The following is a 24,157-nucleotide window of genomic DNA, read 5'->3' as shown; positions in this document are numbered from 1 at the left end:
TTGTTTCTCTCCTTTTCCCAGAAGGAAGAGAGGCGGGATCACCTCTCTTTTGTGCTTACATCAGTCGAATGACTGTCTCTTCATCGAGCTGTTGCTCTAGTTCTTTACGTATTTCTTCCAGAAAGTTATTGATGTCATCTTCATTTTTTATCGTGACCATACCGTGCTGTTTCATCAAGTCTTTCTTCGCAAGCGTTATCGTTTTTTGCTGTGGCACAGCTTTTACTTTAGGTGCTGCTGGTTCTGGTTGCGGTGTGTCCGCAGCAGGGCTTTCTGTTGTTTTTTCTACTTCCTGCTTTCTTCTTTCCGTTTCTTTCTGAATGAGCTCATTGTTGAATCGATCAATCTCTTGCAGGGCACTTAATTTGCTGCGTTCACTTTCTTCATTTAATGAAATGATCGTCGCAAATTCATTGGAGCGTTCCAACCGTGCTTTGATATTTTCAAACAGGCTTTCCCAATGTCGATATAATTTTTCTTTTGCTTCCGGGGACTCTTCAAGTACATCTTTGACAGCCCCCCAATCCGAATTCACTTTTTCCCGAACAGGGGCGCTTTCGTGTTCCAACAAATCAGTGATCTGCTCATTAAACTGCTCGCGAAGTTGCGGAAGTTCCTGAATCTGGTTATACGGCTTCTCTTGCACAGTGATGTTTTGCATTTGATCGACGATGTCTTTAACGGAATCATCAGTGACATAAGTTCTGCTATTTTCAAAGACTTGGATCGCCTCACGAGCAGAATCATAGATATCAACTTGATTTTTAAAGAAATCTTTAATCCTGCCCACTTCATCTGCATAGTCCAGGAATTCGTCCTCATTCTCATCAACAAATGAATAAAAGTCTTCGGCTTGGCGAATCTGGATGACGGCCGTAAACAAACGCTCGCCGGCTTCCAGAACAGCTTTTTGTGGGTAATGTTTTTTATGATAGTACTTAAGTAAATCTTGAACCTCTTTTAATTCATTTTCAAAACGCCTTTGCGCTTCTTTCATCAAGCCATCTTCATCTGAAGGCAAGGAACGAACGCCAAATAAATCCTCGAGGACTTCTTGTGTTCCATTAATCAAGCGCGGGTTAATTCGTTTTCTGCGCGCGGCTAGAATTCGGTCTTGCATATTTCGAGTCGTCACATTTTTGATAAGTTGCGCATCATCGATGTGAAGTAGCTCTTGGTTTAACAACAACTTTAGTTCCTGATCGCGTAATAGTCGCATTAAACTTGCAAGGATATCCGGTTCTTTCCAGCCAAACGGCGCTTTGTTATAGCGGTCAATGATTTCACGAAGCGTCACCTGTTGCATCTGTTGAAAGCGGTCCAGGTAGCGAAGAATCTCTTCTGTCGCCTGTACATTCGGGTCCTCGCCTCCGCCTTCAAGACGAAGTTGGGTATCCTGCTGAATCTCTTTGAGTTCATCTACCGCATGAATATGCGCAACATAACCTAATTTGCTGTAATGGGTTTGTATAAGGATTTTTAACCCTTCCCGCAGTTTTTCCGCTGCACGCTTTGTCATCATTTCCTGTTCGGCGCCATGAACGACAACCGTCGATTCGGCAATCGCTTCTTCCAAAAGAATGCCTATGCGCTCATTTTTTTCATTCATTTCGCGGTTTTTACGGGCGCGAATTTCATCAAAGCGTGGGTCTTGTTGCTGGCCTGCTTGATTGCGCAGATAGCGCTGGATTTTTAAAATATCTTCCATCTCTTCAAAATAAGAAGTATCCTCTGGTAGTTGTACAATCACGGTATTCTTTTGTGTCGACATAAAGCGTACCGCTTCAGGCGTCAGTTCTCCCTCATAGTATGGTGTTAAAATGGTAATGCCTATTTCAGCATTTAAAGAGCCCTGGCTCCGTTCATCCATCCATGTATCAAACGCAAAATCATAATTGGGGCTATAGCGATATTTTCGATCCGGAAAGATGTCTGTAAAAATTCGCTCGCCAATTTTCATCACGACTTCGGATGTTGCTACGTCCATGCGATTAATTTCATTGTTTACATCTTGTTCTTCGTTCGTAAGGAAAAGATATTCTTCGCCACTACTTTGAATGAGGTACTGTGAAAGTAGACGGTTGAGAGATCCCTGTATGGACTTTTTCAAATCCAAGCGTTCAGCATCCACACGATCAATCATTAACGTCGTAATATTATCCAATGTCGATGGCACCTGCTTAACGTAACGAATCAGAAAAAGCAGTTTCAAAACTTCCACGTCTTGTTCCTGAATCGGATGATTCTCACGCTTGGCATCCTGCTCCGCCTGGATAATTACGCTGCGAACGGTATTTTCCAGGAAAGAATCAATCGTTGCATAAAAAGCACTAAATGGGACGAGTGTATGCAAATTTTCATGTTCATATTGAATGGCCGCTTCTTTAAAAGCACTGAGTAATGATCGCTCACCCTCTGCCAAATGCTTCCCGCTCGCTCCGTGTTCACGAACCGCTGTAAACACCCGTTGGAGAAGGTTAAATTGATAGGGAACAAACGGATATACAGCAGCATAATCATCCGCAGATTCAAAACTGCGCATCTCTGCCGTTTGATCACTGAACTCAAAGATATTTTTCAAGTGAGCTTCATTTTGATAAAAACGTTGACGTAGCCCTTCAGCTGCTCCCTCTGTCTTTGCCAAAATTCGTTTCTGAATGACTTCATCAACATTCGCGCTTGATAAACTTAAACGTGTGTCAAACCGGCCTTGAATCTTTGAAAAGTCATTACTTTGCAAGTTTTTCTTGATGGCATCAATATCTTGTTGGCTAGTAACGATTACCCATACTTTCCCACGCGTTAATTTGCCCAGATCCTCAACGACGGTTTGCAAATTAAGCATAAGATTGGTATTCGCACTTATGTATTGACCCATTTCATCTGCTAGGAAAATCAGGCGATAGCCTTCTTCACGCGTTTTCACATAATCATTGACACGCTTGGCAAATGATTCAATGCTAATGGAGTACGTATCTGGTCCCTGACGAATCCAATTTCGGGCCGCATCCTCGCTCATATCCGTTACTTGTACAAGTATGGAAACGACGTAATCCTCGATATAATAGATATCATCGCGATGTTCTTCCCAAGCGCCACCATACTGTTTGTGAAACGTGTCCTTAAACCTATCATATTGATCATTTTTCTCCAACGTTTCTTCCAAATTGGCGAGCCAAGGATTCGCGCCCGAAAACCCTCGCATTTCATTAAACACTTTGTTAAAAACCTTCACGATCGCTTCGCGGCTCTGCTTTCCTTCCGCATCACTTTTAGAGTCAACATTAAAAAGCACGATATCATTAGGAATGTCACTCGCTTGTTTCATCCAAGATAATAGATCCGGATGATCCACCTTTTCCGTAAAAAAGTCTACTGGCTTCATTCCATCAATCGATCGATCGCTGTCGAGTAAATACGATAGGATTTTAAGAAAGTGCGATTTACCGGAGCCAAAAAAACCTGAAATCCATACGCCCATTTTGTCCGTTTGCCGGTCCATACTTTTACTATAGGCTTGAAAAAAATCATAAAAGTGCTGCGTAAGCTCTTCTGTAACAACGTACTCATCGAGTTCCTGAAAGACACTTTCTTCGGCATCATCGACTTTAATAACCCCTTGAATATCACGGTTAATGTCTTTGTGAAATAAAGATTCAATGGTATGAATATCCATCTCGTTGCCCCTTTCTATCGTTCTACGATTTGAAACGCCCGGTAATAGTTATCGTCCAACAACGTATTAAACAATTGTAATGTCCCGCCATTGTATGTGCCTGGATAAAACATCACGAGTGTATTTTTCTCTAAAACGCCTTGTAAGTTGTTCAAAACTGTATGCGCGCGCACCAATGGATACACTCGCCCTACCCCAGTGATGAAAACAATATCATCTGGTTGAATGTGATCCCTCACATACTTACGGATTAAATCTTCCTTTGTGGCTAGTCGCAATGTGCTTTTAATCGCAGCATACACTCGTTCACTACCATCGCGCTTTTCGATTTCGAATGATTTTTCGAGAAATCCTTTGCTTTTAAGGATATCAATTGTCACTTCCCATAGATCAAATTCCTTAACAGGAAGCGAAAACCGATCCTTTATCCACTGCACATGATCGCGGACGAGCCATTCATCTTTCGGATCATAATCAAAGATATGAAAGCCGACTTCATTTCCCTTTCCAGATGGCCGTCCGAAGTTCGGATGTTGAAGCGCTTCTGTTAATTGATCAAAACGTTTATTAATCGGACGGGTCATGGAGCAATCCCCCCTCGTACAATGGTTGCAATGCGACTATTTTCATGCCTTTTTATAAATTCATCCAGCTGAGGTGTGAGCAGTGGTGCCACCAATTCAGTCGGGAGTCCTTTCTTAATGGTAAATCCAACTTGATAAAGGATGGCGGTATACGCTGTTTGTAAACGTTTAAGGGTAGGTTCTGTCCAACGACCGACTTGATCGCTTTGTTCAGCTTTTTGTGCAAAAAAACTACGAATGTCAAATGCTGTTAGCTGAAAGTCACCACGCTGAAACTTATCCAGCCATACCTCGTTCATAAACTCAAAAAAGAGACGATCTTGCTTAAGGATTAAGATGAACAACACGATTTTGGCTTGATGACGGTCTCCTGTCGCTATGGTTGTTAAATAGTATGTATCGGCCTGTTCAAGACGCTTCCATATCTCATGGAAGAACGATATGATTCTTTTTTCCGATCGTTGCTGAAATAAATTCTCATCAATGATTTTCTCTAACATCTCGTCTTCCGCCTTCTTTGCCAGCATTTCTACGGCTACAATTCTTGTCTCTTCAAACAATAGTGGTCGAGTATTTAGAACGGTGCGATACATGTTTAATTCAGGCACCGAACAACCTCCTGTCCTATAAATCCTATACTTTATCTCCATTGTAAATTGACGAAAGAAATTAGTAAAACGATCATCTTATATTGTAAGCATCAAGGTGACAATTAGCGTCAGAGAGCATCAATTCTTTAACTTTTATATTAAAAAGCACCCCTTCAAGGGGAGCAACGGACTACTTGAATAATTTTCTCATGGTCTTTCCTGTTGCCCGACCGGCCACACGTCGGCCTACACGTTTGCCTACTCTCCCTTTCTTTACCGCGTTAACATCCCCAAGAATACGCGCGAACTTATACAGAAAACTTCGGAAGCTATTCATCGGTTGGCTTCCTCCTCTTCCTTTGTTTGCTGAATGATCTTAATTTTCCTGTTTTGTAGAAAGTCTAACGCCCCTGCCAAGTCTACTTCATGGGCTTCATGCAATTGGTGATATAAAGACCCCGGCAGATATCGGCTATATTTTTACATGAAACTTTCACGATAGTTTGTTATAGTTCCACTCAACTACCTTCAATTCTTGCCATTTGTCTTCAATGTCTACAGTTGGCGCCCCTCTATTTTGTAGTCTTCAACCCTTGCAACCTCAGCCCCCAGGGTTTTCAACATCCATGCCAATGTCCGGGTTATTCTTGTGCCTAAAAATGTTTCCAGTATCCAGCCATTATTCTGAATCCATAAGGGTCACTGATACTCAGAAAGCTTTGCTTCATGATACTTATGCCTTTGATCGTCAAGCATGGCTTGTGCATTCCGATCTAAATATGCAAAGGTTTCATTCCCATATAATATGGCGGCATCTTCTCCCCGATCTTAGGATGCATTTTGCCTTTAACACTAGCGTATCGGGGAGGGTTTCCATCTACCGCGGGTGTCACGTGGATTTTATTGGTATCCTCATTGATTTCCTTAATGGTTCATAGCTTTCCCGCCAAGATAAAATTATCGCCTTGAATAAAATTCTACGTTTGATATGTTTGGACCTGTTCCCTGTTAAACGAAAAAAAGATTTAATTCCTTTTAATGGCCGTGATTAAGTTTTCTGCGGTGATACCGTTCGTTTCGGCACAAATTGAAATAACTTGCTGGAAAAGGATATCATAAGGGAGAGCATACCCTTTTGTAGGCTCGCTCCATCCTTCCAGATTAAGTTCCATCCAACCAAAGACTGCAATAAACTATCTTCATTGGTTGGATAGAGTTTCAGCATATGATGACTATCGGCCTTTCGATCAGATCGTCCCAACCGTTGTTTTAAAGAAGAAGCCGAGTCGATTAAGAATTTTAAAAAGTCATAAGTGCTCTTTTCATCTAAACGGTCGACCAAGTGTATACAATCCTTTTTTCGAATACTCATTTGTAGTAATGACCTTCGACTTCAGTGTTACAACCTGTGATTACCGCAGCAAACAGAAAAAAATATTTTATGAGGATCTTCTCCTCGTTCGTGCCATATTCACTCAACTGTAATTATAGCTGCCAAGGTGACAACTTCTGTCAGGGAACAGCAATTCTTTGTTTTTCTTCTTACCGGAATTTCGACAGCGAGGGAGTATTTGCTAGGGTGTGGAGGTAATATAGAGGAGTCAATATTAAATAATAGAATTTTATCTCCAAGTTGCTAGAAAACAATGGTATACTACAATCACAACAGAATGTGCTCGGGGTGCAGTTCACCTTCCTTTCTTCCCAGCTCTTATGGGTGAGAGGAGGTGAATGCTTATGACAGTGTATGAAGCGCTGATGCTTTGCACAGCAATTTCGACGCTCGTCTATTTTATTGTCAAAAAAGAAGACAATGAAAAAAAGTGACAACCCCGAGCCGGATAAGCTTGAAGGGGTAGTCACCTTGTTTAGGTGAACTGCACTTTAAGTAGTACAAGTTCTGTTGGGACCGTTGGTGTAGCCGCACCAGCGGTCTTTTTTAGATTATGCTTCCTTTAATTTATTATACTATGCACATGAGCAAACATGCAACTGAAAAAAGGGTCGCGAGTGAATCGGCTTACACATTCACATACTTAATTGGATTTTGCGCGCTTTTCGGAAAGAGATGTTCAACGGAGTGGTCGTTGTCTTTATTTCGTATTTCTTCAGGGGCTTTTTGGCCTACAAATTCCCATCTTCCCGGGCTGTCATCCAACATTCCTCTAGAGAAGAACGTTGATCCGGCAGGTAGCCATGTGGCGACTTGATAAACTTCTTGCACGACACCGTCATGACAGCTAAGACGTATTTTATTTTATTGCGTCTTTCTCCTATTCTCCAAGTGCCACGCTCGGCATCCTAAAGTTCAACTTCACTCATTTCAAAACGAAAACTGTCCGTTAGACGTATAAGCAGCGCTGGTTCTTCTACATCCACTTTTTAATTGAGCCATTAATCGCTGCAACGCTGTCAGCTCTTCTTCCAACCCATGGATGAGGATTTCTATCCTTGGTTATTCGCTGTATCTGACTTGTCCTCTAAATGTGAAAATGCCCGATTTCCTTTTCCGACATAAAAGATCTCTAGCGTATCCGGGTCTACATAAATGTAGACGTAATACTGCCATTGCTCCATCATTTCTTTGGAAAATGTCTTGTACATTCGCTTAACCTCCAGCAAGTAATGTGTTAAGAAATCTTTCTCCACTCTCTTCCAAGTTCCACGACAGATCAAAGCCGAGCCTTCTCACCCGTATATCTCCGACATATTCATCGAGAGGATCAACGTCTTCGGTCGGGTACAACAACACGGCTTCCTTGCAATCTTTCATTACCGCATAGGTGACGACCTGCGAAACGTCGGCAGATTCTGGAGTTCCGGTATTTTTGTATTTCGTATCCACGACGCATTTGACCCTGTCAAGTTCCCTATCATAGATGACAAGATCGATAGCAAAGCGAACAGCTCCATCCTGTCCAAGCTTCACGTTCTCTTGCGTTTTCAACTCATAGTTTTTCGGCAAGTGCAATTTCAACCATTCTGCAACAAAACTTTCAAAGAGTTGAGCCATATTTACGATGAAAGGACTCATCGTGCGATCACCGCGGGTATGGTGGGCGCCAATGTTTTCCAAAAAGAAGCGGCACAAGGCGTGCATCGGTTTGTAGTCTTGATTCAGACGGTTGTAAATTCTCCCTGTGCAGGCTGATGCTGACATCGGCGTTAAGGATGCTGCGTCTTTGAGGCCGCGATATGCGTGCCGTAGCACTAGCAGCGATGGTTCCCGGCATATGCCACTTTGCATGATTTTATATAACGTCCACAATAAAATTCTGTTGTCCTCAATGTCAGCTTCGTGTTCCTGGTATTCACTGCGAATATTCACGTTCCAGGCATTCCGAATGCGGTGCTGTACATCCATCTTTCCGCGTAAAAATGGTCCTTCATCGATCTGGTCCATATACTGACGATATAACCCTTTTCTAGTGCGTGTGGATACCTGCGTTGCCAAATGAACAGCCAACCGCTCAAACAACTTTTGGACGGTTTCGCTTTGTACCGAGCCATCCAAAAAATGAAAGCTCTTTAACTGATAAGCGTATTCCAACATTTGAAACAAGTTGGCAAGCGGCACTTTCGGGCGAAGCTGAATGCCTTCTTCTTTGGAAAGCGGAAGAAAACCAACCCACCCTTGGGGCGTAAGCTTCCACTTTCCATCTGTTTTCGGAGACGGAAACTCCACTGAAATTTGATCAGTATAACTCCTCCATACTTTTTCTCCTGCAGCCAACGTTGTAAAATAACCTGGTTTATACTCTGTGAGCGGATACCATTTCATAAAATTACACCTGCAGTCTATCCTTCACTTGCTCCCAGCGAAACATTTCAGTTTTGTCCGGCTGGTCAAAGAAATACTCTTCAAGATAAGGTTCAATCTCCATTCTCCAGATATCTTCCAACTCTTCATCCAGGTTTTCCATCAAGAAAAATGAAATGCCTAATTCAAAATTTGCATCACCGATCTGACGATTAATTGCTTGTAATGTGGAAATGAGCCCTTCGATGTCTTTCTGATGATAGTTTCGTAGAATATCATAATTCGGACTCAATGATAGAAAAGCAAAACGCCGACGCAGCGCATTATCCATAATCGCAATTGATCGATCGGCCGTATTCATCGTACCGATAATTTTAACGTTCGGCGGGATACTCAGTTCCTCCCCACCCGCAAGTGACATCTTTTGTTCACGGTATTCCAATAAAAACATCAATTCGCCAAACACACGGGAGATATTGGCACGATTGATCTCATCGATAATGAGAACGCAATTGCCTTCCTTTCTTTTTGCTCTTTGACAAAACCCCAGAAACCGTCCATCTTTTAGCGGATAATCTAATCCATCTTCTGTTTTTTCAGGACGTATGCCTTGGATGAAATCCTCGTAGGCATATGCCGGATGAAATTGCACGATTTCATAAAAGCCGTCATTCCCGCCGATTAAATGCTTGGCCATTTTCTCGGCCATATATGTTTTTCCCGTTCCGGGAGGACCATAGAGAATCGCCTGCCCTTTTCGGTGCAAGGATCTTAACCACCGCTTCACTTTAACAGCAACCATGCCCGTTTCAGCCTGTAAATCTTCAATGGTGTATTCTGGATTTTGGCTGGTTGTCTGGACTTTGGCCTCTGCTAATTGGACCATCACTTCATACTCTTCTTGGGTTGCCTGAAAATTCGTCCCTTGATTTCCAACTTTTAGATTTTGTAAAGCTTCCTCTTCTTTTGTTTCCTCTTTCATTATTGGATTTTCAATGAGTTTCCAATCTATTTCCAAGTCACACTTATAATCCCCTGCTTCAATTTCATAGACCCCAGAAACAACCGTTCCCAGGGCGTAACAACCTGACTCTGCACCTGTCATCCAAACGATCACTTTATCATCGGGCTTGATTTTGTTCTGATGGGCATTTATTGTCCAAGGCTGTACGCCTTCTTCTTTTAAATGCCCAATGACATCAAACACATTGGAGTTTCCTTGAAAGATCCAATAGTTGACTATTCCCGGAATTTTTCGATTCTCTTCATGATCGACGATGCCTTCTTGCAATAATTGCGGTCTGGTTTCTGGTTTAAACACTGCATGAGCAAGCTTTGAAAGATGATGAACTCTAAAAGGAGATTTCGAATAATGGCTAAAACGTTCACCAATAAATATAAGTGTTTCATCAAGTGCCTCTAGAATTTCATCATTTAATTGATCGATCGAACACCTAAAACCTGAAACTTCCGGTTCGTTTTCTTTTTGGGCAAAAGAATCAATTCTTTCGATTTGCTGGAAACCTTCATATTTCCGAAACAATGGAATACGTAAATCCCCCGACCGGTACACACCTAATATAATCCAATGGCAAAAATTTACATGTATGCCATTCATGTTCCTGCGATAAGTCATCGACAAACGCTCATCATCCGAGCTGTTGATCCCCAGCTTACCCATCACATCCGCGATAAAATCAAACGCCCATTGTGCCTCTTTCTCATTTGCGAATATGTTAGAAAACGGAAAGGCCATTTGATTATCTGAGCGCCCGGACTCGTTTCGCAACCACGAATACAAGAAAAAATCCAACTCCAGAAAATCTTCAATATGTAAATCCTCTTTCAATTGTTGCATATATTGCTGAAAATCCGCCAGATTATCAGTTTCACCGTATATTAATCGACACGCCTCTTTTGATTTTTCATTGTAAATCATGAATTGTTCCGGATGGAAAACCATTACCAATCCAGTAGAGATATTTGGACCAAAGCCCTTGATTTTTTGAATTTGTAAAGCCTTTTCCGCCGGGTTATACGCTTCTTCGTTCAAAATAGCTAAAGCATCTTGGATCAAATCGATTTTATCATCATCATCTTTTAACATCGAACCAAAAACCCTTGTTCCTGAGCCCCACATAGCGTTTCCCTTATAGGTTAATGTTTGATTTTGAAGCGCGTCTTCTAATTCGCTGATCTTATCGACATCCCTCTCATGATCCAGCTGATAGACGTCGATTTTTTCATTCCCTAAATAGGCATCTCCAAGCACCCAGACTTCCTTATTGAATGTTTCCACGTCCATCTCCGTTCCATCGGCTAGCATCACTCTTAATTGCGCTGCACGAAAACGCCTGATGTTCAGGATCAGCTGATTCAACCGATCATTTTTAAAAGCTTGATAATGTTCGGCAAGTGTAACCACTATTTGTAACCTCCGTTTCTTTCCTCTATTTATGATCATACACGGTGAAGCATCTATATTTCTATTATAAAAACTCCCCTGACAACTTCTGTCAGGAGTGAAAAAATAAATATGAAAAATCCCGCTGACAGGTGATTAACTTACTAGGTGAACTACACTTTTTATGCTCAGTTGCTAAAAGTAAATATTTTTCACTCTGCCGTCAACCAAGCCGGTAAATCTCCTTCCCTGATGTTGTGCATTCGTTCTTGCCATAATTCGTCGAGTTCCTCTTCATAGACCCGTTCAAAAATCCGTTTGCACGCGCCGTAAAAGTAGCCTGCTAATGAACCGCGCAAACGGCCGGTTTTTTGCATAAACATCGCGCCTTTAAACGCCTGCACAATCGAATGTACAATGGCTTCTTCCATGGGATCGGCATCGGTGTTGATATATTTATATGCGCTTACCGCGCGACCCCAGAGTCTATAAATACCTTCCGCGTCATAAAAAGGTTTAGCCGCTGTAACGAAGAGGGGGGGGACATGGGTCGGGACGAATGATGCGTCGAATTTTTCATTCGCGACGGCTTTACGTGTATTACGAATGGGTTCTTTTTTCTCTGAAAGGGAGTTTGCTTCAAAAGACAAAGCTTCGTTTTCTTTTTGTTCAGGCTGAACGTTTGATGCATCAGTATTTTCCGGGATTGATCGATGGTTCATTTCCGACGGATCAGTCGATGGATCAACGATGACAAACACGTTATGGCCGTACCCGCCACGCACCTTACCGCGCTGTCTCACCGTGCGATGAACTTCGATCATCTGCCGCTCTTTAAGTACACGAATGATCCGCTTGACCGTTGAGGACGAAACGCCGACTTGAGCGGCCATGACTTCATATTTTAAAAAAGCCACACCGACGGTCTTCACTGCATGACGAGCAATCAATTTGAAAACAGCGACGGCATTTTCTGTTAATTCGTGTGAATGGACGTATAAGTGCCTGCGAATCGCCCGGTTAAGTTCTCCTACATTCGTGAATGGCGACAGCGATTTGTATGAGCAGAGATCGGCATTGCTTAGAAATGGATGCACAAAATAGCCCCCTATTTTTTTCTTCTCGATAGGGATATCAACACTTTTGAAGAAAAAAGGGGGGTATTACTACTAATATTTGCTAGAATTTATATCCAAATGACTAGAGTTTAATGATATACTACAATAACAACAGAATGTGCTCGGGGTGCAGTTCACCTTCCTTTCTTCCCATCTCTTATGGGTGAGAGGAGGTGATCGCTTATGACAGTGTATGAAGCGCTGATGCTCTGCACAGCTATTTCGACGCTCGTCTATTTCATGGCAAAAAAAGAGGACAATGTTAGAAAAACTTGGCTTTCGCCAATTATGGCGAAAGCCGAAGTCTTTTCTTATGCTATCATCCATAAATTTTTATTTCTGATAGTAAAAAAAAGTGACTCCCCCGAGCACCACAAGCTTGAAGGGGTAGTCACCTTTCCTGGTGAACTGCACTTTAAGTGAGTACAAGTTCTGTTGGGACCGTTGGTGTTGGAGCACTAGCGGTCTTTTTTAGATTATTCCTTCTTTGCAATCATTATACTATGTACAGTTGCTAAAAGTAAACATTCTTTTCATGAAACATGATTTTCACTCACCGCATATGCGGTGAGTGAAACTTACAACGATTGGCAGGACTCTTCGCAGAAGCGAAAGCGTTCCTGTCTTTTTTTAAAAAAGATGCGTCAGCTCTCTTTGACATTTCTTTTTTGACCCACAATTGGTACCACTGAATGTCCGCAATTGCTGATTGGATCGTTGGTGCAGTAGCCACCAGCGGCTTTTTTTATATTGAAATCCTCGAAAACTTATCAACGATCTCCCATCTCTCAGCCAGCAGTCGGGGAACTATTGTATACTATAGGTGTGGTAGAAAAACTGCAAAATGGAGGCGATCAGCATGAAATTGGACAAAAAAGTTGCTGTTGTTACCGGGGCAGCGTCTGGAATGGGAAAGGCGATTGCGACTTTGTATGCGAATGAAGGTGCAAAAGTTGTTGTTGTCGACCTTAATCAGGAAGGTGCCGATGAAGTTGTTCAAGGGATCGTTTCATCTGGTGGACAGGCAAAAGCAGTCAAAGCAAACGTAGCAGAATCAGCGGATATCGACAATATGATCGATACGGCAGTGAAGGAATTCGGTACATTGGATATTTTGGTGAACAATGCGGGGATTATGGATGGATTTGAACCGGTTGGCGAGATTGATGATGATAAATGGGAGCTCGTTTTTGATGTCAATACAAAAGCAGTAATGCGTGCGACCCTCAAGGCAATGCCTATTTTTCTGGAAAAGGGGGATGGGGTAATTATCAATACAGCTTCATCCGGCGGGTTAAACGGGGCGCATTCAGGTGCCATTTATACGGCATCCAAACATGCTGTTGTGGGGCTGACAAAAAATACAGGATATATGTATGCCGACAAAGGGATTCGCTGCAATGCGATTGCACCGGGCGGCGTCGAAACAAATATTAGCGCATCTATGACAGGGGTAAGCCAATTCGGTATGGAACGTACGAAAATACCCCAATCGGTCATGCCTCGAACGGGTACATCGGAGGAAATTGCGAATGTTGCCTTGTTTTTAGCCTCGGATGATTCCAGCTTTCTGAACGGGGCGGTTATCCCAGCTGACGGAGGCTGGAGTGCTGCGTTTTAGTATGGGAGAAAGCCTTGGGAAAAGACACGACAAAAGCTATCCTTGCAGCATCTTTAGCAGGATAGCTTTATTTATAACCCGAGCTCATTTTTTCACACATCGACTTTTACTCACTCGAAGCAAATCCTCACGGGATTAAAAACACCCCATTGAGGCGGGTGCTCATGGAAAAATTTTATTCAACGGTACTTCAAAATCCGGGAAAAGACTCACCTTTACGGCATCGCTTTTTGTAAAAACATTTGTTCGCTCGAATGATTGATCTTGAAGAACAAAAACCTCCACCGTTTCGTGATGCGGATCTACAACCCAGTATTCCTTAACACCGGCTTCTTCGTACTTATGATACTTTGTCAAACGATCAATGCGTGCTGTAGCCGGTGAAAGGATCTCAATAACCAGGTCAGGTGCGCCAATGATTCGCTTTTCCTCGATCTTTTTTGGGTCACAGACGATCATCAAATCGGGTTGAACCCAATTTTTTATCTCTTCATTCGGTGTTTCCGACGTTGCGAATAAGCAAACATCTAAAGGTGCGGTAAAAAGCTTGCATTCTTTCCCTCGTAGAAATGTACCAAATTCCACGCTTAGCTCTAGCTGAATTTCTTGATGCCCGGGAGTGGGTGATGGTGTCATTTTCACAATCACACCATCAAATGCTTCGCATCGAAAATCTTCGTCCCATTGCAAATAGTCGGCATAAGAAGATGATCCATTTGTGTATTCTTGTGGCATTGACAATATCATCACCACCTGTTTTTGACCATTATATCATACAGACGCCACCCAAAGCTGCCTGCGAATTTTTTCACCCACTACAAATGCTTCAATCGGATGTTATCGGCGATGCTGATGAGGCGTGCATTTAAATGCGAAGCGATTTTGACACACGTCTATTTCATTGCTACAAAATGATGACAATGAAAAAAGTGACTACCCCGAGCCCTACAAGCTTAATGGGATAGTCACCTTGCTTAAGTGAACTGTACTTTTAGTAAGTACACATTCTGGTGGTCCGTTGGTATACCTTCTACTCCGCTCATTAACCCTTGCTTTCCCGGTATTTTGGAAAGTACCCTAAAATAAAAGCAATGCCTGAGAAAACAGCAGCTAAAATGATGGTCGGCTGCGTTAGCCATTCACTGGCCTGAACCATCAATTGACCATCTCCAATGACTAAACCAATCATTTGTAACAATATCATAAGGAATGCAAGGGTTAAAGATAATACTAAGCTGATCGTAAATAGTCTTTCCAACATCTTTTGCATTTTATCACCGTCCTTATTGACCTGGTATTGGTAATATACCCATAGCAATCAACCAGCCTATTAAAATAACCGGCAAGGCATAATAAAGTATAAGTCGTACAAATATATTTTCAGGCTTCGCTCCAACAATTCCGGAAGCAATATAGATGGAACCGGATGCCGGCGGCATTTGCGCAGAAGTGGATGCAAAAGTCAGTACAACTACAGCCGAAATTAAAGGCGAAAAGCCAGCCGCTACTAATATTTCATAAGAAACCAATCCTACCGCGGTTAACGTACCGGTTGAAGTCAATGGACCTGCGATTATTGTAACTCCTATCCCTAGGATAATGACTGTAAGCCAAGCGGGTGCGTTCACAGTATCCATGAATTGCGCAATATTATCAGATAACCCTAATTCAGTTAATACTTCACTTGCAGCAACCGCAAAAAATATTAAGGCACCAATAGTAGTAAAACGCGGGATCGATTTTCTGATAAATTCCGAGAATTCAGAGGGTGATTTGGGTAAAGCTTTTCTACCAATTAAAAAGGCAAGGATAATCATTAATGTAGGAATCCACATCACGATATCAATACTATCTAAAGCCTCTTCGCCAAGCGTTGGAATTCCACTCAGCCAATCTGCTAAAGGACCAATCGTAATGACTAAAGGAATAATTGCCCCAACATAAAGTAGCAAAGACGTCCATCCATTTTTGAATGATACACTTAAAGGAAACAAAGATTCTGAAGGAAACGCTTTGATATTTTGTTTTTTCACAAAGAATCCAATCAATATTAAACGATGCAGAAGCTGATATACACCTGCTACGAATAAAGCTAAAAAGTATTCTCCAGTGGTAATTGCCGCGGCCACAGGCGCAAACCCTAATACGATAAACATGGAGGTCGTTGGCGGGAAAACAGAAGCTAGTCCACCGTTCCCTACCATAGTCATAGCAGCTTTGTCTTTTTCCCACTTACTTCGAAGCATCCATGGCCCTGTAATAGAGCCTGTGGCTGCAGTGTTTCCGGAGTCACCACCTGATAACGTTCCCAATGCAGTAGACCCAAACAGGTCCATAAGGGCCGGTGCTCCGGGAAGTTTTCCGACTAAAGAGTTTAAAATAGCTAATAAACGATCGACAATTCCTAATTTATCAATCACATAAGCCATAAAAACAAAGGCAATAGCAGCATACAAAACGGAAAATGTAGATGCAAATGTAAGCCCTTCAAGAAATAAGGAGGGCGCTTCAATTCCTCCCAATGGAACAATGGCTAGAAATCCAACTAAGGCTCCTTCACCTAAGTTTCTTCTTAATTTGACGCCCCAAATAATTAATGCGCTTACAAAAATAATCAGAGCAATAATGCCCATAATTACCCCTCCTTTTTTTCGGATTTATCAAGTTCTATTGATCATTCGTATGACAGATTTCCAATCTTGTGGGGCTTCCCCATTATATTGATTATTTAAATTCTTATTAGCGAGAGCTATTAACTTATTACGTGTGGCGTTTGTCATATGCGGTTCTTGATTGTGGGATTTTATAAAGTCTATAACATTATCCATTTCTTTTACCCGTCGTTCTGCGTGCAGTACATTCCCCGTGATTAATCTATTCATAATTTTTTCGAAGGGCTCTTTATCCATTGTTTCTGTAATCGATTCCAAAATAGTGTCTTCTAACTGATTTAACTCTGCTATTTCCATAACTTCATGTAGTAACGTTGACAGTCCTTTTGTAAAAATACTTCGTATGAATTTTATATTTGTAGCGTCCCCAACACCTGTACTAACGAACGTAAGATTCATATCAAGGTCATTACCCCAATGAACAAATTCCTCGGCTTTGTAACCGCTCACGCTAGTTGGAACTTTATGTTGCCCCTCCTTTAATGGACCCATAATAGCTCCGTCTATAAAAGATCGGATGCCCTTTTCCATCATCCCGGTATTAATCTGCTGCTTAGTAGCCGCACTAGCCGTGGAGAGGTCCACATAAAAAGTTTTATGATTTAAATGTGCCCAGACTGTTTCCCACGCTTCAACTGCATAGGAAGCTGGTACCGCGACGAACAATACGTCAAGGGATTTTTGCGCAACTTTTATAGGGTCATCAAACAATGTAGTGTGTGCTTCTTTCGCTCGTTGAATGGTTTCTTTTCTTTCAAATAAGGGGTCATAAACATAAATTTTGTGATTTTGCTGGTTATTGAAGCCTTTTGACATTTCATATCCAACTTCTCCAAATCCTATAAATCCAATATTCATTTCCAAACCTCTTTTCTTAATCACCCGGGCATTATAGATTATATTTTTCCATTTTCTGCTGTAACCAATCGGGTTCAATTGTTCCAATCGTTTCGTCCTCTTTCGAATATGAACGGATTTTTTGTAAACGGGCTTTTTCATATTCTAATTTTTTTTCGGCCTTCTCTACGGTGATTTCAATAACAGATTCCGGTATAACTATTACGCCATCTTCATCTGCCACCAAATAATCATTGGGGGAAACAACCACTCCACCACAAGAAATGGTTTCATCAAATAATCCAGGGCCTTCTTTAGTTGGACCAGCTGATACGAAACCTTTTGCATAGATTTGAATATCCAATTCACCAAGGTCTTTTTTATCTCGTACAAGTCCATCGATAACAATACCCTTTAAGCCTAACTTCTGTGCAGCACCTGCCATTAGTTCCCCTAAATAAGCTGCCTCCGTATGTCCCTTTCCATCGACTACAAGGATCTCCCCAGGAGCTGACTTATAAATGGCATGATGTAAAAATAAATTATCGCCCGGGTGCAAAGAAACCGTCCGTACTTGACCTACTAATGGCTCTTTGAAATTTACAGGTTTAACATTATAATCCATCCCAGTATTGGTATCCATAACATCAGCATAGACTGTAGAACCAATTTTTTTCATTCTTTTTAGCAAATGACGTTTCCGCTGTCGATCCATAACAACCACCTTAGTAATTTTTATTACTTTTTATTTTTAGTAGTAATTTTTATTACTGTTAAAGTATCACCTCATTGATATTTTGTAAACCCTTGCATGTATTTGTTTTATATCTAAATATTATTAATATTTTTTCATTTATATGGCCTCAAATTGATCATTAGATCTTCAAGACATCAAAAAAAACACCTTCAATGGTGATATGAAAGTGTTTTTATCTGCCCTGCATTATGGGATCTATTAGCGTTTATATGCCTTCATCACTACGGTGGGGTTTACCATGGTGATAGTTAATATTTGTTAACACTTTATTTACCTCATTTAAGCGCTGTTTTGTTTTTTCGAATCCTCTCCTAGCTGTTGCGTTAATGAGATAGTCAGCCACTACCATCGCTCCTATTGGGGAATTATGAAAAGCGAGACTGCTTGAATCACATGGCAATATAATATCTGCATCATCCACAATAGGCGCAGAATAATTATCTGTAATCGCTACAATTTGTACCCCTTGTGTCTTTGCTGTTTTTACAAAATCAATAATCCGTTTCGCATACCGCGGAAAACTAGTAGCAATGATTAAGTCTGTGGATTCCATGGAAATAACGTCATCTACCCAATCACTTGAATCTGCCATGATCATTTTGCAATTCCCTAACGTTCGATTCAAGCCATGCGTCAAATATTGGCCTACCGGAAGGCCACTACGCACACTGGTACAAAAGATCTGTCTGGCTGAAATAATATTTTGGGTTACCTTATCCAGTTGTTCTCTAGATATTTGTTCCGTCATTTGTTGAACCTGATTAATATGGTGATTTATTGTGTTCCACCATAGGTCATCATTTTCAATATTTTTTAAGTTACTCTCAAGGCGAGCGTGAGGAGCTGTTTGACTCCTGAGAATTTCCTGTAAGCCTTTTTGAAACTCAGAATATCCCGAGTAGCCTAAATTAAATGCCAATCTCATTATTGTAGTCGTGCTCGTGCCAACGTGAAGAGCTAACTGATCAACTGTGAAAAAGGCCACTTCATAAGGGTTTTTTAAAATATAATCCGCGACACTTCGTTGAGCAGTGGTTAGATCTGATATATTTTCTTTTATATTCGTGATGGGATTATCCATTTTTTATTACTCCAATTGTGTCGAAATTGTGCTCGCTTGAATTTCACCTACCCTTTCCTCTATCTTCGGGTGGAAGGAATTGAACGGATATATCAGTGTATGAAGCGATGATGCTTTAAACAGCGGTTAAAAAACGCAAATAAAAAAAAGGAGAGGTAGTCACCTTCTCATGGAAAATTGTACTACGTACAAAGGCTAATGTGCAAGCATTTCGCTAAACTTAGGGTTAGCAAGCAGTTCAACGATCACTTAACATCGTCGTGACAATGAAGTCTCGCTCAACCTGCCATCTTAACAAGCTCTGAGCCTATGCATAGGTGTCATTACTCTCGTATATTTTATGATATTTGAAGAAAAGACAGAAAAAAGTAGCTACCCTAAGACCGCAAAATTTGTGTGGGGTACTACTTTATCATCGGATGAACTGCTTACCCCTGAGGGACAGTTCTATTGTAGATCGGGACCCGACTACCGGACACCATGATGAAAAATCATCCACCTAAGACGTTCAAATATGATGCTCTTCATCAGCCATTGCGATTTCTTTCGTTTCATGTACGGTGCCATATGGATGCTCAGGCGGCGCATAGATCGTGTAAAGTTTAAGTGGACGATTTCCCGTGTTGGTGATATTGTGCCATTTGCCGGCAGGTACCATAATGGCATAATCAGCATACACCCTTCTTTCAAAATCCAATTGATCTTTACGATCCCCCATTTGTACCAATCCCTGACCTGATTCAATGCGTAAAAATTGGTCAATTTCAGGGTGCACTTCCAGACCGATGTCACCTCCAACATCTATACTCATCACGGTCACTTGCAAATGTTCACCTGTCCATAGGGCAGTACGAAACGTTTGATTTTGTTTGGCGGCTTCTTCGATGTTGAGGACAAACGGTTGTGACCCATGATCTTTTTGGTGATCTTTTTTACCGTACGAATGTCTTGGTAAATCAGCTGGGTGATGGATGGGTGCATACGGGCCATAAGCATAGGGATATACCGTTGGGATCGGAATATAATACAACGTGCTCATTCCCTTCATCATTTTAAGAGCACCTTATGCCTTAAGTGGGGAAATGTTCATGAATTATATAACCGATCCACCATCGATCACCGTTTCATCTCCAGTGACAAACCGGGATTCTTCTGAAGCGTAATAGAGGGCTGCATATGCAATATCACTCGCTTCTCCGTAATGCGGCGGAAGTGGAACGACGTCTCTGTTTCTTTCGGCAATCGTTGCCTGCCGATCGCCCATTATTGGGGTTTTGATAGGACCAGGGAAGATACAGTTGGCACGAATATTTTCGTCTGCAAAATGAGCAGCAACGTGTTTGGTTAATGAACGTACTGCGCCTTTTGACGCGCTATAAGCTGTTCCATTTCCACTTGCAGCGCCTGTAGCTGTTAATGCTGCAAGCGATGCAATATTGATCACGGACCCCTTACCAGCCTTTTGCATTTCCGGAATGACTTCGCGCATGCCGAGAAAGATGCCCATCGTGTTCACATTCATGACCTTGTGCCATTCATCCAACGACGTTTCTAATATTTTATTGGGGATATGGATACCTGCATTGTTCACGAGGACATCAATATGCCCATAAGTCTCCACTGTTTTCTGAACTACTTCCTTCCATTCATCTTCCGAAGTAACGTCTAAGTAAAGATCAGTGATTTCACCCCCGTGCTCATGAATCTTCTTTGCTTCTTCTGCTAAAAGATCGACTTGAACATCAGTGGCAACGACTTTCGCTCCTTCTTTTGTAAAGAGCTTTGCATTTGCTAAACCAATACCTCCGGCTGCACCGGTAATAATCGCAACTTTATCTTGTAAACGTGTCAATGTTTGTGCCCCCTTATCCTATGCTTTTTATTTTCGAGACGCATCCTGAGCCTATATTAAGCATTTCTTCATTTGCTTTGATAATGATGATTGTCAAACAATTTCTCTAGCAAAACTCTCCCGCTATTTTTCATGTCCTTCGCCAAATCAAAACCAAACCGCCTCATCCGAATATCTCCCACATTCTCATCAAAGCCGCCAACATCTTCTGTAGGATACAACAACACCGCTTCTTTGCAAGCTTTCATTAACGCATAAGTGACGACCTGTGAGCTGTCGGCCGGTGAAGGGGGGTGGCCTCATTGTATTTCGTGTCGATGACGCGCTTGACCCGGTCTTTTTCTTGATTGTAAATGACCAGATCGATGGCGAAACAAATGGAACCGTCTTATCCTAAATATACGGTCTCTTGGGCTTTCAATTCAACTTTCAGGTAAATGGGCGCGCAGCTATTCCAAAACGAACCTCTCAAAGCCATATACAAATTTTTCTCCGGTGGCATAGGGCATATTGTAAAAACTAAGTAGGAAATGTATGGGAAAAGCACTAAACCTTTAGGAAGGCCATACGGCCATTCATATTTCGGCAGTACCCACACTACACGTCAACGATTATACCACCTTGGCAATTGATCGTCCCTGAATTCTCGTCCTAATCGCTGCTTTATTTCCTCCAACTCCTGATGATAGATACGATCAAAAATGCGCACACATGAACCGTAAAAGTATCCTGCTAACGATTTGCGGAGTCTCCCAGTCTTTTTCATGAACATCGCGCCCTTGAACGCCCCTACGAGCGATTGAACAATGTCGTGATCCTTGAGATTGACCTCAACACTCGCTTGATTGTACGCGTTTATCGCACGTCCCCAGAGTTTATAGATACCGTTGGCATCAAAGAATGGTTTCGTGGCCAGGACGAACGGCCGCGGTACATGAGCCGGCACAAAAGATGAATCTAATTGCTCACCGGCAGCAGCCTTACGTGTAGAACTTGTTTTTTTCTCTGAAAGAGAGCTTGATTCAAAAGGCAAAGCTTCGGTATGCTTTGGCTCTGGTTGAACGTATGCTGCGTCAGGGTTTTTCGGCTCTTCTCGATCGTTCATTTCCGACCGGTCAGCCGATGGTTCAACGATCACAAAAACATTGTGACCGTAGCCGCCGCGGATTTTACCACGCCGACGTGTCGTACGGTGAACTTCAATCATGTTCCGCTCCTTGAGGACACGAATGCCTCGTTTAACTGTGGAAACAGAGACGCCTACTTGCCTGGCAATGATTTCGTGTTTTAGAAACGCAACGCCTACTGCTTTCATCGCGTGTTGGGTGATCAACTTGAATACAGCGACAGCACTCTCAGTTAGCTCATGCTTGTTCATGTACAAGTGAACTCTTATGGCGTTATTGAGTTCGTCTACGCTCGTGAATGGCGAAAATGATTGATAAGTACTGAGATCAGCATTACTAAGTATGACGGTCATGGTCGATCGGCTCCCTCTTTTTTCTTCTCTTTATGAATATCGAGACTTAGAGAAAAAAAGGGGGGGAGTAGCAAAATGATGATGGGCTGGAGCATGAGGCGTCGCTTTCATTAGAAAAGAAGTCTTTGTGGATTATTTTTGGATCCAATAAGATGCCGAGAAGCGTGGAAGGTATAGGAAAAGAAAATGTGCAAAGCGAAATGGGCGTAGTTCTTTTAAGCTACCGTCACGTTCAGTTCCTCTCCTTCGTAGATACATTCTCTCTGTAAATAGGATTGGGGTTTGTGGCTCTCAACCATTTCGTTGTACATACTGTTGTTCCTTCCCCGACAACGGAATCAATGGTGAATTCGTCCATCAAACGTTTGACTCCCGGCAGCCCCGCTCCCAAACTACCAGAAGTTGTATAATGATCTTCCAGCGTTTGTTGTATATTTTCAATCCCCGGTCCATGATCGACCGCGGAGATTTTGATGCCCGTTTTTTGATTTAATGTTTCTAAGCCAATCTTCCCTACTGCAGCGTACACAAGAATGTTTCGAGCGAGTTCAGAAACAGCCGTGGTGATTTTCGTAGCGTCCAATTTTCCAAAGCCGATTTGATGTGCCCAATCTCTCGCTACTTGCCGTGCATAAACAATATCTTCATCATTACAAACTTCTATCCAGATTGATGTATCCCCCTTCCCGACAGTATCACTTTTCTCTATACTAAGTGTATTGTTACTAAATTTCCTCTTGCAAGTACTTACTTTTTGGTTTCATAGTTTCTAAGAGATACTAAGGAGGTTCCCAATTGGAATTAAGGAGAGAATACCATAATTATATAGAAATTACCCTCGATGTTGTTTGCGGCAAATGGAAGGGGGTTATTCTTTGCCATCTATTAGGACGAACATTACGTTTCGGGGAATTAAAGAAAGAAATTCCTGATATTACTCAAAAAATGCTTACCCAGCAACTCCGTGAATTGGAAGAGGACGGTTTAGTTGAACGGGTGGTCTATAATCAAGTTCCACCAAAGGTGGAATACTCCTTGACACCCTATGGCGAAGACCTTCGGCCGATGTTGGAAACGCTGAGTGCATGGGGAGAACGTCACGCCGAAAAAGTAGCAAGTTCAAAGGAAAAAGATGGAGAAGATGAAGTGGAGCCAGTATAAGTTGGGAGAGGCAGTGACTCATTGATCAAGTACCGAAAATATCACTTAACTTTATTCTAAAACCAGAAAAAATGCTTACCGCAACGGAATCTTTTTTTATTTAACTGGAACTTTCTGGTGGTTGGTAGGCGAGATTGACAGTTACATTTACACTAATTCTCACTTCATCATTTGGTAAAATATCCCTTCATGATGCCTCCTATTGACTCATTTTCGATATTTGTGGTGTCATGTTACTTGTTGTTAAATTATTCCTCCCTAAGTATCTCATACTCGTCCAGCCCTTCATTGAATCTACCAGGAGCCCATTTCCAATGGTGATCTTTGATTTCAGACGCTCTAATGTCTATAGAGATTAGTCATTTCTCCCGGAATAAATGCAATTCGCCGAATTCCTGGGTCGTAACGCCGAATTATCGTTCTGAAGCGCCGAATTCCGACGGTTTTCCGCCGAAATAACGAAGGTTTGCGCCGAAATAATGGTTCCGCTCGCCGAAAAAAGCACAAAAATACTCCCCCTCCAGATGGGGGAGCCTATCGATCGTTACCAAGCTTTATAAAATA

Annotated in this window: 23 protein-coding genes; 3 read left to right on the top strand and 20 right to left on the bottom strand. The window is 42.0% G+C overall.

Annotation, left to right across the window (positions count from 1 at the left end; all coding sequences use genetic code 11):
- Positions 1-55: 55 nt before the first annotated feature.
- The 9 genes from brxC to HNR44_RS14810 all read right to left on the bottom strand — a co-directional run bounded on the left by brxC (position 56) and on the right by HNR44_RS14810 (position 12,111).
- Positions 56-3,676, bottom strand: a complete 3,621-nt coding sequence (gene brxC / locus HNR44_RS14850) for a BREX system P-loop protein BrxC (protein ID WP_184405123.1) — start codon at positions 3,674-3,676, stop codon at positions 56-58.
- Positions 3,677-3,690: 14 nt separating this feature from the next.
- Positions 3,691-4,260, bottom strand: a complete 570-nt coding sequence (locus HNR44_RS14845) for a DUF1788 domain-containing protein (protein WP_184405121.1) — start codon at positions 4,258-4,260, stop codon at positions 3,691-3,693.
- Entirely contained in the window at positions 4,257-4,868 is a 612-nt protein-coding gene (locus HNR44_RS14840; RefSeq protein ID WP_184405120.1) for a BrxA family protein, read from the bottom strand. Before HNR44_RS14840 ends, HNR44_RS14845 begins: the two co-directional genes overlap by 4 nt.
- Positions 4,869-5,040: 172 nt before the next feature.
- Complete coding sequence (locus HNR44_RS14835) at positions 5,041-5,187, bottom strand: hypothetical protein (protein ID WP_184405119.1); 147 nt, start codon at positions 5,185-5,187, stop codon at positions 5,041-5,043.
- 1,683 nt (positions 5,188-6,870) lie between these two features.
- Entirely contained in the window at positions 6,871-7,074 is a 204-nt protein-coding gene (locus tag HNR44_RS14830; protein WP_184405118.1) for a hypothetical protein, read from the bottom strand.
- Positions 7,075-7,295: 221 nt separating this feature from the next.
- Positions 7,296-7,454: a GIY-YIG nuclease family protein gene (locus tag HNR44_RS14825; protein ID WP_184405116.1), complete on the bottom strand. Its 159-nt coding sequence runs from the start codon at positions 7,452-7,454 to the stop codon at positions 7,296-7,298.
- A gap of 4 nt (positions 7,455-7,458) precedes the next feature.
- Complete coding sequence (locus HNR44_RS14820; RefSeq protein WP_184405115.1) at positions 7,459-8,631, bottom strand: McrC family protein; 1,173 nt, start codon at positions 8,629-8,631, stop codon at positions 7,459-7,461.
- 4 nt (positions 8,632-8,635) lie between these two features.
- Entirely contained in the window at positions 8,636-11,035 is a 2,400-nt protein-coding gene (locus HNR44_RS17525) for an AAA family ATPase (RefSeq protein ID WP_221434324.1), read from the bottom strand.
- Positions 11,036-11,226: 191 nt separating this feature from the next.
- On the bottom strand, positions 11,227-12,111 hold the full coding sequence (locus HNR44_RS14810; protein WP_184405114.1) for a helix-turn-helix domain-containing protein: 885 nt from the start codon (positions 12,109-12,111) through the stop codon (positions 11,227-11,229).
- 204 nt (positions 12,112-12,315) lie between these two features.
- On the opposite strand from HNR44_RS14810, the gene HNR44_RS14805 reads away from it, so the two are divergent.
- Complete coding sequence (locus HNR44_RS14805; protein ID WP_184405113.1) at positions 12,316-12,555, top strand: hypothetical protein; 240 nt, start codon at positions 12,316-12,318, stop codon at positions 12,553-12,555.
- A gap of 436 nt (positions 12,556-12,991) precedes the next feature.
- The gene (locus HNR44_RS14800) at positions 12,992-13,753 is read left to right on the top strand and encodes an SDR family oxidoreductase (RefSeq protein ID WP_184405112.1); all 762 of its coding nucleotides are present in this window, start codon (positions 12,992-12,994) and stop codon (positions 13,751-13,753) included.
- Positions 13,754-13,915: 162 nt separating this feature from the next.
- On the opposite strand, the gene HNR44_RS14795 is transcribed toward HNR44_RS14800, so the two are convergent.
- The 11 genes from HNR44_RS14795 to HNR44_RS14745 form a co-directional block, all read right to left on the bottom strand.
- Positions 13,916-14,488, bottom strand: coding sequence for a Uma2 family endonuclease (locus tag HNR44_RS14795; RefSeq protein ID WP_246407563.1), 573 nt, complete (start codon positions 14,486-14,488; stop codon positions 13,916-13,918).
- 307 nt (positions 14,489-14,795) lie between these two features.
- Entirely contained in the window at positions 14,796-15,023 is a 228-nt protein-coding gene (locus HNR44_RS14790; protein ID WP_184405110.1) for a hypothetical protein, read from the bottom strand.
- Between the two features lie 13 nt (positions 15,024-15,036).
- The gene (locus tag HNR44_RS14785; RefSeq protein WP_184405109.1) at positions 15,037-16,386 is read right to left on the bottom strand and encodes a TRAP transporter large permease subunit; all 1,350 of its coding nucleotides are present in this window, start codon (positions 16,384-16,386) and stop codon (positions 15,037-15,039) included.
- Positions 16,387-16,413: 27 nt separating this feature from the next.
- Complete coding sequence (locus HNR44_RS14780; RefSeq protein ID WP_184405108.1) at positions 16,414-17,283, bottom strand: NAD(P)-dependent oxidoreductase; 870 nt, start codon at positions 17,281-17,283, stop codon at positions 16,414-16,416.
- A 31-nt stretch (positions 17,284-17,314) separates the two neighbouring features.
- A complete protein-coding gene (locus HNR44_RS14775; RefSeq protein WP_184405107.1) occupies positions 17,315-17,977 on the bottom strand; it encodes an RraA family protein in 663 nt (220 codons plus the stop codon).
- A gap of 247 nt (positions 17,978-18,224) precedes the next feature.
- Positions 18,225-19,100 (bottom strand): MurR/RpiR family transcriptional regulator, encoded by an 876-nt coding sequence (locus HNR44_RS14770; protein ID WP_184405106.1) that lies wholly within the window; start codon positions 19,098-19,100, stop codon positions 18,225-18,227.
- A gap of 508 nt (positions 19,101-19,608) precedes the next feature.
- On the bottom strand, positions 19,609-20,151 hold the full coding sequence (locus HNR44_RS14765; protein WP_246407527.1) for a cupin domain-containing protein: 543 nt from the start codon (positions 20,149-20,151) through the stop codon (positions 19,609-19,611).
- Between the two features lie 42 nt (positions 20,152-20,193).
- Positions 20,194-20,952 (bottom strand): SDR family NAD(P)-dependent oxidoreductase, encoded by a 759-nt coding sequence (locus HNR44_RS14760; protein WP_184405105.1) that lies wholly within the window; start codon positions 20,950-20,952, stop codon positions 20,194-20,196.
- Between the two features lie 68 nt (positions 20,953-21,020).
- Complete coding sequence (locus HNR44_RS14755) at positions 21,021-21,200, bottom strand: hypothetical protein (protein ID WP_184405104.1); 180 nt, start codon at positions 21,198-21,200, stop codon at positions 21,021-21,023.
- A 356-nt stretch (positions 21,201-21,556) separates the two neighbouring features.
- Positions 21,557-22,432: a helix-turn-helix domain-containing protein gene (locus HNR44_RS14750; protein WP_184405103.1), complete on the bottom strand. Its 876-nt coding sequence runs from the start codon at positions 22,430-22,432 to the stop codon at positions 21,557-21,559.
- A gap of 232 nt (positions 22,433-22,664) precedes the next feature.
- Entirely contained in the window at positions 22,665-23,102 is a 438-nt protein-coding gene (locus HNR44_RS14745; RefSeq protein WP_184405336.1) for an ATP-binding protein, read from the bottom strand.
- 125 nt (positions 23,103-23,227) lie between these two features.
- Between HNR44_RS14745 and HNR44_RS14740 the strand changes: the two genes are divergently transcribed.
- The gene (locus tag HNR44_RS14740; protein WP_184405102.1) at positions 23,228-23,593 is read left to right on the top strand and encodes a winged helix-turn-helix transcriptional regulator; all 366 of its coding nucleotides are present in this window, start codon (positions 23,228-23,230) and stop codon (positions 23,591-23,593) included.
- Positions 23,594-24,157 lie beyond the last annotated feature (564 nt).

The organism is Geomicrobium halophilum (assembly GCF_014207655.1).
GTDB lineage: Bacteria > Bacillota > Bacilli > Bacillales > Marinococcaceae > Geomicrobium > Geomicrobium halophilum.
The sequence above is the reverse complement of the archived record's forward strand: the minus strand, read 5'-3'. Positions and strand labels throughout refer to the sequence as shown.

What these genes read in the sequence shown, in the direction of transcription:
- HNR44_RS14805 (WP_184405113.1), top strand. Translation starts at nt 12,316, where the DNA reads ATGACAGTGTATGAAGCGCTGATGCTCTGCACAGCTATTTCGACGCTC.
- HNR44_RS14845 (WP_184405121.1), bottom strand. Translation starts at nt 4,260, where the DNA reads ATGACCCGTCCGATTAATAAACGTTTTGATCAATTAACAGAAGCGCTT.
- HNR44_RS14800 (WP_184405112.1), top strand. Translation starts at nt 12,992, where the DNA reads ATGAAATTGGACAAAAAAGTTGCTGTTGTTACCGGGGCAGCGTCTGGA.
- HNR44_RS14765 (WP_246407527.1), bottom strand. Translation starts at nt 20,151, where the DNA reads ATGATGAAGGGAATGAGCACGTTGTATTATATTCCGATCCCAACGGTA.
- HNR44_RS14785 (WP_184405109.1), bottom strand. Translation starts at nt 16,386, where the DNA reads ATGGGCATTATTGCTCTGATTATTTTTGTAAGCGCATTAATTATTTGG.
- HNR44_RS14795 (WP_246407563.1), bottom strand. Translation starts at nt 14,488, where the DNA reads ATGCCACAAGAATACACAAATGGATCATCTTCTTATGCCGACTATTTG.
- HNR44_RS14780 (WP_184405108.1), bottom strand. Translation starts at nt 17,283, where the DNA reads ATGAATATTGGATTTATAGGATTTGGAGAAGTTGGATATGAAATGTCA.
- HNR44_RS14770 (WP_184405106.1), bottom strand. Translation starts at nt 19,100, where the DNA reads ATGGATAATCCCATCACGAATATAAAAGAAAATATATCAGATCTAACC.
- HNR44_RS14790 (WP_184405110.1), bottom strand. Translation starts at nt 15,023, where the DNA reads ATGCAAAAGATGTTGGAAAGACTATTTACGATCAGCTTAGTATTATCT.
- HNR44_RS14755 (WP_184405104.1), bottom strand. Translation starts at nt 21,200, where the DNA reads ATGAAAGCTTGCAAAGAAGCGGTGTTGTTGTATCCTACAGAAGATGTT.
- brxC (WP_184405123.1), bottom strand. Translation starts at nt 3,676, where the DNA reads ATGGATATTCATACCATTGAATCTTTATTTCACAAAGACATTAACCGT.
- HNR44_RS14775 (WP_184405107.1), bottom strand. Translation starts at nt 17,977, where the DNA reads ATGGATCGACAGCGGAAACGTCATTTGCTAAAAAGAATGAAAAAAATT.
- HNR44_RS14820 (WP_184405115.1), bottom strand. Translation starts at nt 8,631, where the DNA reads ATGAAATGGTATCCGCTCACAGAGTATAAACCAGGTTATTTTACAACG.
- HNR44_RS14835 (WP_184405119.1), bottom strand. Translation starts at nt 5,187, where the DNA reads ATGAATAGCTTCCGAAGTTTTCTGTATAAGTTCGCGCGTATTCTTGGG.
- HNR44_RS14825 (WP_184405116.1), bottom strand. Translation starts at nt 7,454, where the DNA reads ATGTACAAGACATTTTCCAAAGAAATGATGGAGCAATGGCAGTATTAC.
- HNR44_RS14750 (WP_184405103.1), bottom strand. Translation starts at nt 22,432, where the DNA reads ATGACCGTCATACTTAGTAATGCTGATCTCAGTACTTATCAATCATTT.